Here is a 13,854-nt window from a genome sequence, read left to right on the forward strand (position 1 = left end):
AGGATGGTCGCGTGGGCTGTCTGGGGCGGAGCGCGGGATCAGAATGTGGTGTGGTGATCCGGCGAGGCGTCTGATCCCCGGCAAGGGAATGTTGGCGTGGGGCCACAAGCTGGATAAAAGCGTCGGCGTGGACGTTTGATGCAGGGACCAACCGGATGAGCAAGCCGAGCAAGACCGAAGCCGAACTGATCGCGATGGCGGTGGCCGAGCTGAAGGCTCATACCGAGTACGCCGAGGGCATTCTCATCGCGGTCGTGCGGGACGGAAATTCCTGGGAGTTTCGCGCCAGTGCCGATCAGGAGACGATCGGCAGGCCCGGCTATCCCGAATGCGTCGCCATGTTGGTCCAGATTGGAGACCATCTGTCGAAGCAGTACGCGCTCCAGGAGAAGTGAAATGGCTTCGTGACCGCTGGCGGCGGGCACTCCGACACCGTCGAACCCGCAGGCATCTGCGGGATGCCAGGGGCCTGACCCGACGCGGCGAGCCTCCTCAAAAATCAAAAAACCGGCCGCGCCGCCTGATGTGCGGCGCTACAGCACCACCACGCCGGAATGCTTGGCCTTGTTCTCGGGTTCGACGTGGATGGTGATCCAGCTGTGCTCGTCGTGCTCGCGCAACGCGGCCTCGATCCGGTCGCAGATTTCGTGCGCCTGGTTGACCGACATCTCGCCGGGCACCACGAGGTGGAACTCGATGAAGGTCAGCTTGCCGGCATGGCGGGTTCGGACATCATGCGCCTCCAGCGCGCCGCCGGCATGCTGACTGATGATCAGGCGAATGCGCGCCAGCGTGGCGTCCGGGACCGCTTCATCCATCAGCCCGCTGGTGGATTCCTTCAGCACCTGCCATCCCGACCACAGGATGTTCACGGCGACCAGCACGGCCAGTGCGGGATCGAGGATCGGCAGCTGCAACATCACCGCGAGGCCGAGGCCGACCACGACGCCGCCCGAGGACACGACGTCCGTCAGCAGATGGCGTCCGTCGGCCACCAGCGCCGGCGACCGCAGCCGCTTGCCCCGCGTGATCAACAGCCAGCACCAGACCGCATTGATCGCGCTCGCCAGCCCATTCACCGCGAGCCCTTCGACGGGCGCCGAAAACGGCCGCGGATTGAAGAAATTCCCGTAGGCCTCATGGATGATGAGCAGCGCCGCCACGACGATCATGACGCCCTCGATCACCGCGCTGAAATACTCCACCTTGTGGTGGCCGAACGGATGGTTGGCGTCGGCGGGCTTGGCTGCGATGCGCACCGCGACGAGCGCGACGGCAGCGGTGACGACGTTGACGATGCTCTCGAGGGCGTCCGAGTACAGCGCGACCGAGCCGGTGATCCAATAGGCAAGATACTTCAGGCCGAGCACGATCGTTCCGACCACGAGGCTGCCGATGGCGAGCTTGAGCGATTGCGAGGCCATGATGTCCTGATCCGATCCCGCGCTGGGGTACTCAACGCTGCGGCGGAACGCAACCTCCGCTGCCGGCCGCTCGCTATCGGAAAAGCTGATATCCTCGGTTCATCGCCGTCGCGAATGCGCCGGGCGCGGCGTTGCCGCGAGCGCAATATGATCTGTGGAAAACAGAAAAGGCCGCGCCCACGGACATGGGCGCGGCCTTGTCGCGGCAACGCCAACAGGAATGACGCCGCCGACTACTTCTCTTTGATGACCTTGGTGGTGCTGGTGGAGCTGCCGACCGTGCCTTCGTCCTCGCAGACCTTGGTCTGGCGGATGCGGTCCTCGGCTTCCACGCGGCTGGTGAACGCCATCGGTCCGATCTGCGTGACGACCTCGCGGTCGGCGGGGCGTGTGGTGGTGATGGTGCAGCGATGGCTCGGTCCCTGCACGATGTAGTATTCGTCCGCGAGCACTGGCGCGACCGATCCGATGATCACTGCGCCGGCAAGAAGAAGGGGTGCTTTCATTGTCGCCTCTCTTTCCAAGAACAGCCAAAAGGGGAGCGGGATTCGATGAGGAGTTTTCTGCCTCATCGTTCGATGCTCCGCGTTTGCAACTCGGCCGGCTGGTCGGGGTTCCGGCAGTTCAAGCGAAGCCTGTGTTGATGCGGTGCAGTGTCGGCAGCGATGGACGCGAGATCCCGTCAGGGCAGCGACGCCAGCGCATGCCCGCGGTGGCTCGCTGGTCGATGTCGGCTGCGACGCGGACGATCTCGCCAAGTCCCCGCGACGGGACCCCGGCCATGCCGGTGGCGAAGCTGAACGAACGGTCTGTGCTCGTCCGGTCTGCACCGTTCCCCAAAACGCGAGCACTCGACGCGAAGATGTTTGCAGACCGGCTCGGGCTCGAGCGGTGACGTTCTTCCGGGCTTCACATTCTCATGCGACCTTATGTTGTGGGGCGGCCCACATGCGCCGTCGGCTCGGACGGGGAAGCGGGGACTCGGACATGCTTCGATTGCGTCTTTTCGGCTTGATCCTGGGAGGCCTGACCGCGATCGCGGCGATCGCGACGCCGTGTGCGGCAACACCGTGCAGCAACCTGCAGACGCTCGCGCTCGAGCATACCACCATCACGCTGGCGACCGACATCACGGGCGGCGTCTTCACCGTTCCCGGGAGCAATCCGGCGCAAGACATCACGGGACTGCCGACGTTCTGCCGCGTCGCCGCGACGATCGCGCCGGCCGTGGATTCGGCGATCAAGATCGAGGTCTGGCTGCCGACGTCGACCTGGAGCGGGCGGTTTCTCGGCCTCGGCAGTGGCGGATTCGGCGGCTACTACGACTACGGCGGCCTCGCGTTCCGCCTCAAGGCCGGCTATGCGGTCGCCTACACCGGTCTGGGAACCGGGACCTCCGGATGCACCGTTCACTACTGCGGATCGGACGGCAACAAGGGCAACGCGCTCGCGATCGCTCTCGGCGACAAGGCCACCCCGAGCCTGGGGCTCTACGGGCATCCCGACCGGATCACGGATTTCGGCCATCGGGCGGTCCACCTGATGACGCTGCGCGCCAAGGAGATCGTACAGGCGTACTATCAGCAGAGCGCGACCAAGGCCTATTTCTTCGGCTGCTCGACCGGAGGTCACAGCGGACTGATGGAGGCGCAACGCTATCCCGAGGACTATGACGGCATCCTGGTCGGTGCGCCGGCCTACAATCGCACGCACCTGTATGCGACGACGCCGCTCGGATGGCGCAACACGCATGCGACGCCGGGGCGGCAGATGCAAGCCGGTCAGATGTCGCGGATCAACAAGGCCGTCCTGGCGCAATGCGCTGGGCGGGATGGCGGCATCGTAACGGACCAGTTCCTGACCAATCCGCGGCGCTGCCGTTTCGATCCGAAGGTCCTCCAATGCACCGGCGGCGATGTGCCGCCGGCATGCCTGACCGAGGAGCAGGTCACGACGATGCAGAACTATTATGCCGGTACGGTCGATCCGGTCACCGGTGAGAGAATCGTTCCGGGCTTTGCGCCAGGCAGCGAGACCGAGGATCTATCGGTGAAGGGGATCATGCTCAAGCAGCAGCTTCCGGAGCCGCTGTTTGATGGTCCCCTGTATTGGGTCTACGGTCCGACCTTCGGTCAGCCCGGCAGCGCCGTCAACTACACGAATTTCGACATTCACCGCGACCTGCCGGCCGTGGAGGCCCTGCTGGCCGAGCCGCTGAACGCCACCAGTCCCGATATCACGGCCTTCCGGGAACGCGGCGGCAGGCTCGTCATGTATCAGGGGTGGGCCGATGAGCTGGTGATGCCGCAGAACACGATCGACTACTTCAACTCGCTCGTGAAATTCGACAGCCCGTCCTTCGCGGCGCGGCGAGGAGATGAAGCGCAGATCGATGCTGACCTCGCGGAAGATCGGTTCGGCGGCGATCATGTGCGAGCCGGGCTGCAGCGAACCCTGAGCTACGCCCGCCTGTACATGGTGCCGGGCATGTATCACTGCGGCGGCGGGCCCGGCCCCAACGCGTTCGTCTTCCTTCCGGCGCTCCAAGACTGGGTCGAAAACGGGATGCCGCCGGGGTCCATCGTCGCGACCAAGTACGTCAACGACACGGCGCCCGACGTGCAGATGACGCGGCCGCTCTGTGTGTTCCCGAAGATCGCACGATACAACGGCAGCGGCAGCACCGACGACGCGGCGAGCTTCTCCTGCGTCGAGGGTGGGCACCGTCATGACCACGGTCCGCACGACGAGCAGTGAGGCAGGTGTTTGAACAGAGCGAAGCGGCTCGCCGACAATCGATGATGACCTCGTCCCTGCATCAGAGAACCACGATCGACGTCGGAATTTCGACAAGCTGGTCCGCGCCGGCGACGATCGTGATTTAGAGCAGCCTGACGGTCACCTTCGCCTTGCCGGTATTGTTCGGATAGAATGCATCGTACACCCAGGGCAGCCCGATCACGGCGTCGTTGACGTAGAGGAACAGCTCACCGCCGCGCTCGGCCTTGAAGCGCGCTTTGTAGGCTTGAGGTGTGGTGTTGGGGGCGGGAACGGGGTCGAGGAAATATTCGTCGACTCCCGTCTCGCCGACCCTGGCGATCAGCCGATACCAGGGCCGGAAGAGAACGCGGCGCAGCAGGATGCCTGCGTAGAACGTCCCGCGGGCGTAGCCCCGGACCGTCGAGGTGCGATAGCCGGCGGGCGTGACCGGATGCCCGGCGTCCTCCCACGGGTCGGTCATGGTGACGACGATCTCGTAGGAGAAGCCGGGACGGACTCTCAACCCGGTGGGAGCGCAAACCGCATCGGTCGAGAAATCCCTGGCATCCTGCGGAATGCCTTTGTCGATCGCGACGAGCTCGTGGGCAGGGGTGCCATGGCAGAAGGCGCCCATCGAGTCCGCGGCGTTGAACAGGACATGGCTGATCAGCGTGGCTGCGAGCCAGACGGTGCCGAGCGCGAGCAGCAACGGGCCGACATGCCGCTTGCCGTTCCTGATGGCGAACTGATAGGCGCGATTGGTCCGGAGGGCGTAGATGGCTTGATGCATCGGGCCGGACAGCATCGGGGGCGCTGCTCGTTCGCGCCAGATCACGCGCATCAGGTCGCTGATGCGGTCGCTGAGGAATGTCCCGGCCGCGGTCAGCGCGACGAGGATGATGATCCCGCCGGCGAACCATTCGGGATTGGCGGCATACCAGTCCGTCTACCAGTGCAGCGATGTCGGCAGGAACGATTCGACCAGCCGGACCGCCTCGGAGACCATCCTGATGCGCGAGTCGTATTCGTGCGTGCGATCGAGGTCGTGGAACAGCCAGAAGGCCGCGAGGTGGAGGGAGGCCGCCAGCGTCGCGAAATAAGCGAGACGTCTGAACCACACCAGATTCCACAGCTTTTCCTGGGCGACGAACCGGGCGGCCGCTCCGGCCGGCGTTTCGAACGTGGTCGGCCCGAGCGGCGTCAGCGTGCCGTCGTAGCGGACGATGACGTAGTTGTCCGGCAAGCCGATGGGCGCATAGGCATTGCAGCCGCTGTCGATGCGGTCGAAGACGCTTTCGTGAATCTTCGGCATCGACACCTGGACGCCCGCCGCCGGGTCGTTGCACAGCTCCGACACCTTGCGCGGGCCGTATCGATAATAGGAGCCGAGCCCGGAGCGCGAGTTGTAGAGTCGGCCGTCCTTGTCCTGTGACGTGACGATCGACTTGATCGCATCCGGATCGGCCTCGGGCGCGGTCTTGAAGACCAAGCTGCGTTTGACGGCCTCGTCCACGAGCCAGGTCAGGGGGACGTAGGAGAGGGAATCGTCCGGATAGCCGCCGCCGACATTGGCGTGCATGCCGACGAACCAGACCTGCACCAGTCTTTCGTCATCGATCGTTTTGGCATCCTGCGGCTTGGTCTCACCCGCCTCGGTCCAGAGCACCGGATGGAAGGTCGTCCTCTCGTCGTCGAGCGCGAGCGCGTGGCGCGCGCATGTCACCCGCGGGCTGAGCACGCGATTGGGAAGCTCGAGCGGCCACACCCAGTTGGAGATGCCCCGCGTCATCTCGTCGATCGGAAGTCCATAGGCCGCGACGGTGTCCCACAGCCCGATGAACTCGATCGCCGGGAGGCTTTTTCGCACGATGAGGTCGAGCGATTTGCGGCCCATGATGCGGTCGATCACCGGCACCAGCATTTTGTCGCGAAGCCAGCGGAACGGCACCTCGATCCGCCAGATCGAATGGTATCCCTTGGCGCGATAGGCGCGATAGGCCTTCACGGTGCCGTCGTGCAGCTCAGCCTCGGTGTCGGCAACGATCAGCCCCTGATCGAGCATCAGTGCGGCGAGCACCCGGACGGTGAAGGCGCCGCGGCTGAAGCCGAACAAATAGATCTTCGAGCCGTCCGCGTGGTCGTAGTTGCGGCAGACGAACTTATAGGCATCCAGGATGTTGCGCTTGAGGCCGAAGCCGAACGCGCCGCCGAGCAGGGCGAGCGGAACGAACGACGATGTGCCGACGCCGTCATCATACTTGGCCGCCTGGGCATTGCCCTGCAGGTCGAGCGCCTGGAACATGCGCCAGACGTTGGTTCGCCACACGCTCGAGGCGGCGTTGCCTGTCCCGTCGGACAGGATGATGATCTTGGGACTCGCCATGCAAAGGACCCCGCTCGACATTCAGAGCCAAGGAGCGGAAGGGTAAACCGCGCGGGGGAGAAATCAACCTGAGATGGTATGGCGCCTTCTGCTGCGTGGCGGGAGGCGCGGGTGCGCCGCTGGAGCGACGCGGCGGGCGGGTAAAAAATGCACTGTCACCGAAATGCTCCGACGTGCTCGACGAGATGCGCGCGCGAGGGCGCTGCGTCGAAGGGATCACTGAAATATTGCGTCTCGTGCGCCACTCCGCCGTCGCGGAATTCCATGATGCTCACCACGTAGGAGGGGGCGCCATCATAGGTCAGGACCAGTTCGGTCACCCAAAGATCGCCGCTGCCCAGGATCCGCCGCACTGAGAAGCGCTTGTGGTTGGGCTGCACGAAGCGGCTTTTCTGAATGTTGCGCCGGCCGTGGATCCGCTCGCCCGATTGCGGATAATCCAGCACGGCATCGTCGCGATAGATGGCGTGCTCGGCCTCAAAATCATTTGCGTCCGATGCATCCCAATGGTGCTGCAGGGCAGCGCGCGTGGCGCGGTCATCCATGGCAATCTCCCATTCAGCTGCGCGCTCTCGTTGCAGAGCTACAGTCTGCAGGCCGGAGAATGGAGCATCCTCGAGACTTTCGCGCGTGGATGCGGGCATCCGCAGGCTTCGCAGCCGCTGACGCATCATAGGACGATGGCCGACGTGTCACCACTCCGATCCGAACGGGAGATGTGAGCGAGGTGACCCAGTCGCTGGAGAGAGTTCTCCGGGCCAGTAGCACCGCGCTGAGCTACGCGCGGCAACGACGCTGTCACGCTGGACGGGTCGCAATCCAGATCACGTGGCGGGCGCCGCCGCCACCGCGGCCGGTGGCGCGGATGTTGATCTCCTCGGCCGCGAAGCCGGCCTTGCGCAGGCGCGGGGCGAAGCGGTCGTCGGGATGTGACGACCACACCGCCAGCACGCCGCCGGGACGCAAGGCGGCGAAAGCAGTGCGCAAACCCGAGGGATCATAGAGCGCGTCGTTGGATTGCCGAGTCAGTCCCTGCGGGCCGTTATCGACGTCGAGCAGGATCGCATCATAGGCGCTGCGCGCTGCGGCGATCAGCTTCACGACGTCGGCCTCGCGGATGTCGACGCGCGGATCGGCAAGGCTGGCGCCGGACAATTCGGCCATCGGCCCGCGCGCCCAGGCGATCACTGCCGGCACCAGCTCGGCGACGGTGACGCGGGCCTGCGGACCCAACACTTTCAGTGCCGCCCGCAACGTGAAGCCCATGCCGAGGCCCCCGATCAACAGCCGCGGAGCCGGCTCGGCCTTGATGCGGGCGCAGCTCAGGGTCGCCAGCGCCTCTTCGGATCCGTGCAGCCGGCTGTTCATCAGCTCGTTCGAACCGAGCTTGATCGAGAACTCCTTGCCACGCTGCATCAGCCGCAGCGGCTCACCGCCGCCGGGCACGTCTGCGGTGTCGATCAGCTTCCAGGGAATCACGGGCGTCTCGCGTCAATTCGGTTGCGGCATTCCAGGCGACAGAGTCGCCACGCTGGAGCCTGCTTACCATGTTGCCCGCATCCCGTGCCAAGGGGCAGTCGCCACTCTCGCGACGACCTGCATCGCGTCGTTGCGCGTCATTGCGGTGGGGACACCAGCATCCAGGCGCCCGCGGCACTGCAAGCAATGCCGGCCGCGCGCGCGATCCACCGTCCGACCGGAGTCAGTTTCTCAAACAGCACGAGCAGGGTCAGAATGGCAATCCACATCACGCTCATCACCCCGCCGACGAACAGCAGCGCCATCAGAGCCCAGCAGCAGCCGACGCAATAGCCGCCGTGTCGAAGGCCCAGCAGCAGGCAGCCCTGCAGGTCGCCGCGAAAGCCGCCGTGGCGCATCAGGAACATTAGCGGCGACTGGCATTGGGCAAGGCAGGCGCTCTTCAGCGGCGTCCACTGATAAACGCCTGCCGCGATCAGCACGATGGCGCCGAGCAGATGGTTGTCGATCGCCATCCGCGAATCCAGCAGCGCAGTCCGCTCCACAAACCATTGCAGGCAGGTCGCCAGCAGCGAAAAGCCGCTCCAGGCGAGCAGATAGCCGGCCGCAAACCAGCCGGTCGCCGCGAACGGCTGGCCCCGCGCGCGACCGTGTCGACCCACACGGGCGTACATCAGGACCATGGGCGCGGCCGAAGGCGCCATCATCCCGACCATCATCACCGCCCACATCAGGAACACATAGGCGAATTCGATCGCGTGCCAGGGCTCGCTGGCCGGCAACATGATTCCGATGCCGGCCGGGATCATGCGAAAGCCGGTCATGTCCATGCCGCCCATGTCCATGTCGTTGGCGAGCCAGAGCACGTAGGCCCATGCCAGGGCGACCATGATCGCGATCGCGCCGCCCACGATCCAGCGATCACGCCGCAGCACGGCTTCCAGGGCGCTGCCCGTCATCTGCAAGGTGGGTTGGCGGCCTTGCCGCACGTCGCATCAGGCCTGGTTGGACCAACTGATCGACGCGTACAGGCCGTTCTTGCCGGAATTGTCCCAGCGCATGCCGTGATCGTTGTAGGTGTTGCCCGCAGCGCCGACGGCCAGCGCCATCCGGTCGGGGCTGACGGGATGGCCGATATTCACCCACATCTCACCGCTCGGATGCATGGTCGGCAGCGGATCGACGGACATGTGCAGAATGTCGGCGATGTCGGCGGACCGCGTCTTGCCGTCGATCCGGAAGGTGATGGCGACCTTGCGCACGCCGAGATTGGTACTGATCAGCGGCGTGAACGCAGCCATCGGGCCGCCCGCGGCGCCGGTGAAGATCGCGGCCATCGCCTCGGTCTGCTGGTCGTCGGCGCGCTGATCGATATAGGCGGCGATCGACCAGTCTCCCTCCGCCATCACGCCGGGCGCATGGAGCATCACCGCCGCGTTGAGGCCATCGAGCGCGACGTCGCCATAGCGGCCGGTTTCGATGTGGAACAGCAATGGTACGTTGCAGAACCCCTCGGTCGGTTGCGCGGTCAGGGGAGGGGCGGCCGACATGAGGCACGGACACAGCAGGCTGCAACTGCAATTCTCGAAATAGTCACCGGACAGGTGCCATGCGACTGGGTCTGCCATCGCTGTCTCCCGCTAGGCCGAACCGACAAATTGCTTTCGAATGCGCGATCTGCAGCTGAAAGCTACGCCGCATGGGGACGTGCCGCAAGCCCAGAAACGATGAGGTTCCGACTGCGATTGATCGCAGGGCCCGATGGTTATGGACGCCGATTACCCGCCCGTCACGCTCATGTGCCGGCTGACGCTCGGACGGTTGTGGCGGCGGTCGATGATGAAGTCATGGCCCTTCGGCTTGAGGCCGATGGCGCGGTCGATCGCGGCGCTGAGCTCCTCGTCGCTGGCCGAGGCACGCAGCGGCTTGCGCAGGTCGGAGGCGTCCTCGTGGCCAAGGCAGGTGTGCAGGGTGCCGGTGCAGGTGACGCGCACGCGGTTGCAGCTCTCGCAGAAATTATGCGTCATCGGCGTGATGAAGCCGATTGTGCCGCCGGTCTCGGCGACGCGGACGTAGCGGGCAGGGCCCCCGGTGGTCTCGTCGAGATCGGTCGTGGTGTAGGTCTGCGCCAGGCGCGCGCGCAGCAGCGACAGCGGCAGATACTGGTCGATGCGGCCTTCGCCGATCTCGCCCATCGGCATCACCTCGATCAAGGTCAGCGCCATGCCCTTGCCGTGCGCCCAGTCGATCAGCGAGGGGATCTCGTCCTCGTTCATGTTCTTCAGCGCGACCGCGTTGATCTTCACGGCGAGACCTGCGGCGCGCGCCGCCTCGATGCCGGCCAGCACACGGTCGAGATCGCCCCAGCGGGTGATGGCGCGGAACTTGTCAGGATCGAGCGTGTCGAGCGAGACGTTGATGCGGCGGACGCCGCAATCGGCGAGCTCGGCGGCATATTTGGCGAGCTGCGTCGCGTTGGTCGTCATCGTCAGCTCGTTGAGCGCGCCGCTCTTCAGATGCCGCGACAGCGAGCGGACCAAGCCCATCACGTTGCGCCGGACCAGCGGCTCACCGCCGGTGAGCCGGAGCTTCTTGACGCCCTTATGGATGAACGCCGAGCACAGCCGGTCGAGCTCCTCAAGCGTCAGCAGGTCGGCCTTCGGCAGGAAGGTCATGTCCTCGGACATGCAGTAGAAGCAGCGCAGGTCGCAGCGGTCGGTCACCGAGACGCGCAGATAGCTGATGCGGCGACCGAACGGGTCGGTCATCGGGCGCGTCAGGGCGGTGTCACTCAACGTCTCTGCGGTCATGAAAAGCCTTGGCTGGTGGCGGCCCAGGTGGCGGCGATGCCACGCGGCGGCCGCGCAAGCGCGGCCGGATGTCGATCTCACGACAATCTAATCATGATCGGCGCGCCTCACAATCATCGACGTGGATCCGTCGATGCTGCAATGCAGCTTCGCCCTGGCAGGTGGCGCGCGGGACGATGGTCCGCTACTGGCGTCCCGGTGCGGGGGCGGGGAAGGCTGAACCGGTGGTCGCGGGCGCCGCCGGCGCGGCGGCTGATTTCTGCGGCTTCGGCTTCTTCGGCCGCATGTGCTTGACGGCCTTCGGCGGCGTACCCGGCATCGGCTGCAGCTCGGCGACCACCGGGCTCGGGTCCATCACGACGGGCGGCGAGCTGTTGAAATCCCCGGTGTTGCGGATCACCTGCACCGGGATGGTCGCGGGCTGGTACCTGTCCATCGTGAAGGTGACGCTGAAGCCGGCATCGGGCGCCGGCACCGAGACCGAGCATGGCGTCTTGCAGCCCGGTCCGAGCGAGGTCTTGGCGTCGGCGCCCGGCGGCACCGAGTCGAGCTGCACCGGCACCTCGGGCGCTGCCATCTTGAAGCTGTCCATGGAGAAGGATGAGCACCCGGCCAAGCCGGCTCCCGCAACCGCAATTGCGATGACACGCCGCATCATGATGTCCGCCCCACAACCCTGCGGCCATCGGCCGCAATCCCAGGGCGACCATAGGAGCGTCAGAACAGCGGCGCAACTGCGGTCAACCCTATTCTCAACAGAACGTTAATGCACCGCAAGGTGCGGATTCAGGTCGACAGGGCAGTGGGTTAGGGTGCGATGCGGCAGTGGAATCGCAAGTCCGCTCAGGCGATCCTGAGCGATGGGCTGAGGGCCGTGACGGCCGCCGGCAGCTCGCGCATGTGGTCGATCAGGTGGTCCGGATTGAGCTCCGCGATCGGTACGTCGGTATAGCCGAAGGTGCAGCCGATCACCGGCACGCCGGCGCGGCGCGCGGCGCCGACGTCGGTGCCGGCATCGCCGACCATGATCGCTGCCCCGATCTCACCGCCGGCCTGCGCGATGGTCTGGCGCAGGATCGCCGGATCCGGCTTGGCGACCCCGAACGTGTCGGCACCGCAGATCGCGGCGAAGCGGGAGGACAGGCCGAGCTGGTCGAGCAACCGCTTCGACAGCCATTCCAGCTTGTTGGTGCACACCGCGAACTGGCAGCCGCGCGCGGCGAGGTCGTCCAGCGCCGACTCCAGCCCCTCGAAGGGACGCGATTCGACCGCGATGTTGTCGGCGTAGAAATCGATGAAATCGGTGGTGAGGCGGCCGATGTCATCGGTGCTGGCCAGGCGACCCTCCGCCTCCAGCCCGCGCTCGATCAGCTTGCGGGCGCCGTGGCCGATCATCTTGCGGGCCGAGGCCAGCGGCATCGGCCGCAGACCCTCGCGCTGCAGGATGTGGTTGAGCGCGCTGATGAGATCCGGCGCCGTGTCGACCAGGGTGCCGTCGAGATCGAAGACGATGGTGCTGGAGATGGGCATCGGTATCCGCTAGCGGCCGGCTCATGTCCTTGCAAGAGGCCCGCAATGGCTTTTTGTCCGATTTCGTGGCCGGCGAGAGCTAGGCCCCGCGTCAAAACATCGCTAGATATGCGCCGGCTTTCGGCCCCCGTCCGTGGGGGTCTCGGGGTGTGAAGGGCGGGTTCCTTGGTCGACATGGATGCATTGAAGCGGCAGGCGGCGGCGCGTGCGCTGGAGGAGGTCGAGAGCGGCATGAAGCTCGGTCTCGGCACCGGCTCGACGGCCAAGCATTTCGTCGATCTGCTCGGGGAAAAGGTGCGCGCCGGCCTCAAGATCGTGGGCGTGCCGACCTCGGAGGCGACAAGGGCGCAGGCGCAAGCGTGCGGCGTGCCGCTGACCACGCTCGATGAGATCGACCGGCTCGACATCACCATCGACGGCGCCGACGAGATCAATCCGGCGCTCGACCTGATCAAGGGCGGCGGCGGCGCGCTGCTGCGCGAGAAGATCGTCGCCAGCGCCTCGGATCGCATGATCGTGATCGCCGACGACAGCAAATGGGTGGCGCAGCTCGGCCGCTACCCGCTGCCGGTCGAGGTGGTTCCGTTCGGCCTCGCCGCGACCCAGCGCGAGATGAGTGACGCCTTCGCCACGGCCGGCGTGTCCGGGCCGATGAGCCTGCGCAAGTCCGCAGACGGCCACGTTTTCGTCACCGATGGCGGCCACTGGATTATCGACGTCCGCCTTGGGGAGATCGTGGATCCCCCGCGCCTGGCGGGTCTTTTGAGCGCAATTCCGGGCGTGGTCGAGCATGGGCTGTTCATCGGCCTCGGCAGCACGGCGATCCTGGCAGGCGCACAGGGAATTCGCGTTATCCAGCGGCCCTGAGCGCGGCACGAGGCTGTGCTCAGGGCGGCAACTCACAGGAGACTTGGAATGAAGAGCGTGTTCAGAATCTTGCCGGCCGCCGGAATCGTACTGGCCTTGGCCTCGGCAAGCCCGGTTGCGGCGCAGGGGCAGGCACCGGCGCTGAAGCCGGCCTCGCCCGCCTGCATGGCCGGCGCGCGCGAGATTCTGGGGATGAAGAACGCGGCTGCGATGTACGCCAATGCCGTCCCGGGCATCGTGCAGCAGACCAAGCAGGCGCTGCTGCAGTCCAATCTCAACTACCAGAAAGACCTCGACGAGGTCGCCGTCTCGGTCGCGCAGACCTATGCCGGCAAGGAGAAGGAGATCGGCGAGAAGATGGCGCAGATCTACTGCAACGAGTTCTCCGACCAGGAGATCGCCAACCTCGTCGCCTTCTACAAGTCAGCCATCGGCCAGAAGCTGCTTGCGGCGGAGCCGAAGGCGATCCAGATGAGCATGCAGGCGATGAACCTGTGGGCGGCGGAGTTTTCCGACACCGTCACCGCGCAGTTCCGCGCCGAGATGCGCAAGCGCAACAAGCCGATCTGAGGCTTGCGGCCGAAAGGCCAGGTCGGGGGAG

At 65.6% G+C, this 13,854-nt stretch carries 15 protein-coding genes; 4 read left to right on the forward strand and 11 right to left on the reverse strand.

Translation table 11 applies throughout. The features are described 5' to 3' along the window. Nucleotides 1–155: 155 nt before the first annotated feature. Nucleotides 156–395, forward strand: a complete 240-nt coding sequence (locus QX070_RS24010; protein WP_315739621.1) for a hypothetical protein — start codon at nt 156–158, stop codon at nt 393–395. A 138-nt stretch (nt 396–533) separates the two neighbouring features. Here the strand turns inward: QX070_RS24010 and QX070_RS24015 are convergent, their stop codons facing one another. Both QX070_RS24015 and QX070_RS24020 read right to left on the reverse strand, forming a co-directional pair. Next, nucleotides 534–1,424 (reverse strand): cation diffusion facilitator family transporter, encoded by an 891-nt coding sequence (locus QX070_RS24015; RefSeq protein WP_315739622.1) that lies wholly within the window; start codon nt 1,422–1,424, stop codon nt 534–536. A gap of 233 nt (nt 1,425–1,657) precedes the next feature. Next, entirely contained in the window at nt 1,658–1,930 is a 273-nt protein-coding gene (locus QX070_RS24020) for a hypothetical protein (RefSeq protein ID WP_315739623.1), read from the reverse strand. A gap of 481 nt (nt 1,931–2,411) precedes the next feature. Between QX070_RS24020 and QX070_RS24025 the strand changes: the two genes are divergently transcribed. Next, nucleotides 2,412–4,181, forward strand: a complete 1,770-nt coding sequence (locus QX070_RS24025) for a tannase/feruloyl esterase family alpha/beta hydrolase (protein ID WP_315739624.1) — start codon at nt 2,412–2,414, stop codon at nt 4,179–4,181. 124 nt (nt 4,182–4,305) lie between these two features. On the opposite strand, the gene QX070_RS24030 is transcribed toward QX070_RS24025, so the two are convergent. From QX070_RS24030 to QX070_RS24070, 9 genes are all read right to left on the reverse strand, one after another. Beyond that, a complete protein-coding gene (locus QX070_RS24030) occupies nt 4,306–5,025 on the reverse strand; it encodes a hypothetical protein (RefSeq protein WP_315739625.1) in 720 nt (239 codons plus the stop codon). Between the two features lie 105 nt (nt 5,026–5,130). Next, nucleotides 5,131–6,567 (reverse strand): DUF2235 domain-containing protein, encoded by a 1,437-nt coding sequence (locus tag QX070_RS24035; protein ID WP_315739626.1) that lies wholly within the window; start codon nt 6,565–6,567, stop codon nt 5,131–5,133. A 155-nt stretch (nt 6,568–6,722) separates the two neighbouring features. Further along, on the reverse strand, nt 6,723–7,112 hold the full coding sequence (locus QX070_RS24040) for a nuclear transport factor 2 family protein (protein ID WP_315739627.1): 390 nt from the start codon (nt 7,110–7,112) through the stop codon (nt 6,723–6,725). A 253-nt stretch (nt 7,113–7,365) separates the two neighbouring features. Continuing rightward, nucleotides 7,366–8,046 carry a spermidine synthase gene (locus QX070_RS24045; RefSeq protein ID WP_315739628.1) on the reverse strand — a complete coding sequence of 227 codons (681 nt, stop codon included), beginning with the start codon at nt 8,044–8,046 and terminating at the stop codon, nt 7,366–7,368. A 137-nt stretch (nt 8,047–8,183) separates the two neighbouring features. Continuing rightward, nucleotides 8,184–9,005, reverse strand: a complete 822-nt coding sequence (locus QX070_RS24050) for a DUF2182 domain-containing protein (RefSeq protein ID WP_315739722.1) — start codon at nt 9,003–9,005, stop codon at nt 8,184–8,186. Nucleotides 9,006–9,041: 36 nt separating this feature from the next. After that, entirely contained in the window at nt 9,042–9,674 is a 633-nt protein-coding gene (locus QX070_RS24055; RefSeq protein WP_315739630.1) for a DUF1326 domain-containing protein, read from the reverse strand. 150 nt (nt 9,675–9,824) lie between these two features. After that, nucleotides 9,825–10,856: a GTP 3',8-cyclase MoaA gene (moaA, locus tag QX070_RS24060; RefSeq protein ID WP_315739631.1), complete on the reverse strand. Its 1,032-nt coding sequence runs from the start codon at nt 10,854–10,856 to the stop codon at nt 9,825–9,827. A gap of 184 nt (nt 10,857–11,040) precedes the next feature. Further along, nucleotides 11,041–11,433, reverse strand: a complete 393-nt coding sequence (locus tag QX070_RS24065) for a hypothetical protein (RefSeq protein ID WP_315739633.1) — start codon at nt 11,431–11,433, stop codon at nt 11,041–11,043. Nucleotides 11,434–11,699: 266 nt separating this feature from the next. Beyond that, nucleotides 11,700–12,386 (reverse strand): HAD family hydrolase, encoded by a 687-nt coding sequence (locus QX070_RS24070; RefSeq protein ID WP_315739634.1) that lies wholly within the window; start codon nt 12,384–12,386, stop codon nt 11,700–11,702. 174 nt (nt 12,387–12,560) lie between these two features. Here QX070_RS24070 and rpiA point away from each other — a divergent pair, with 174 nt between their 5' ends. Both rpiA and QX070_RS24080 read left to right on the forward strand, forming a co-directional pair. Then, nucleotides 12,561–13,253 carry a ribose-5-phosphate isomerase RpiA gene (rpiA, locus tag QX070_RS24075; RefSeq protein WP_315739723.1) on the forward strand — a complete coding sequence of 231 codons (693 nt, stop codon included), beginning with the start codon at nt 12,561–12,563 and terminating at the stop codon, nt 13,251–13,253. 48 nt (nt 13,254–13,301) lie between these two features. Then, nucleotides 13,302–13,823: a DUF2059 domain-containing protein gene (locus QX070_RS24080; RefSeq protein WP_315739635.1), complete on the forward strand. Its 522-nt coding sequence runs from the start codon at nt 13,302–13,304 to the stop codon at nt 13,821–13,823. Nucleotides 13,824–13,854: the final 31 nt, after the last annotated feature.

It is taken from the genome of Bradyrhizobium sp. SZCCHNR1093, assembly GCF_032381175.1.
In the GTDB taxonomy this organism is placed as follows: Bacteria; Pseudomonadota; Alphaproteobacteria; order Rhizobiales; family Xanthobacteraceae; genus Bradyrhizobium.

Coding starts and splice junctions, on each gene's coding strand:
- QX070_RS24080 (WP_315739635.1), top strand. CDS start 13,302: ATGAAGAGCGTGTTCAGAATCTTGCCGGCCGCCGGAATCGTACTGGCC.
- QX070_RS24025 (WP_315739624.1), top strand. CDS start 2,412: ATGCTTCGATTGCGTCTTTTCGGCTTGATCCTGGGAGGCCTGACCGCG.
- QX070_RS24050 (WP_315739722.1), bottom strand. CDS start 9,005: ATGACGGGCAGCGCCCTGGAAGCCGTGCTGCGGCGTGATCGCTGGATC.
- moaA (WP_315739631.1), bottom strand. CDS start 10,856: ATGACCGCAGAGACGTTGAGTGACACCGCCCTGACGCGCCCGATGACC.
- QX070_RS24065 (WP_315739633.1), bottom strand. CDS start 11,433: ATGGCAGCGCCCGAGGTGCCGGTGCAGCTCGACTCGGTGCCGCCGGGC.
- rpiA (WP_315739723.1), top strand. CDS start 12,561: ATGGATGCATTGAAGCGGCAGGCGGCGGCGCGTGCGCTGGAGGAGGTC.
- QX070_RS24035 (WP_315739626.1), bottom strand. CDS start 6,567: ATGGCGAGTCCCAAGATCATCATCCTGTCCGACGGGACAGGCAACGCC.
- QX070_RS24010 (WP_315739621.1), top strand. CDS start 156: ATGAGCAAGCCGAGCAAGACCGAAGCCGAACTGATCGCGATGGCGGTG.
- QX070_RS24070 (WP_315739634.1), bottom strand. CDS start 12,386: ATGCCCATCTCCAGCACCATCGTCTTCGATCTCGACGGCACCCTGGTC.
- QX070_RS24040 (WP_315739627.1), bottom strand. CDS start 7,112: ATGGATGACCGCGCCACGCGCGCTGCCCTGCAGCACCATTGGGATGCA.
- QX070_RS24015 (WP_315739622.1), bottom strand. CDS start 1,424: ATGGCCTCGCAATCGCTCAAGCTCGCCATCGGCAGCCTCGTGGTCGGA.
- QX070_RS24020 (WP_315739623.1), bottom strand. CDS start 1,930: ATGAAAGCACCCCTTCTTCTTGCCGGCGCAGTGATCATCGGATCGGTC.
- QX070_RS24055 (WP_315739630.1), bottom strand. CDS start 9,674: ATGGCAGACCCAGTCGCATGGCACCTGTCCGGTGACTATTTCGAGAAT.
- QX070_RS24030 (WP_315739625.1), bottom strand. CDS start 5,025: ATGCGCGTGATCTGGCGCGAACGAGCAGCGCCCCCGATGCTGTCCGGC.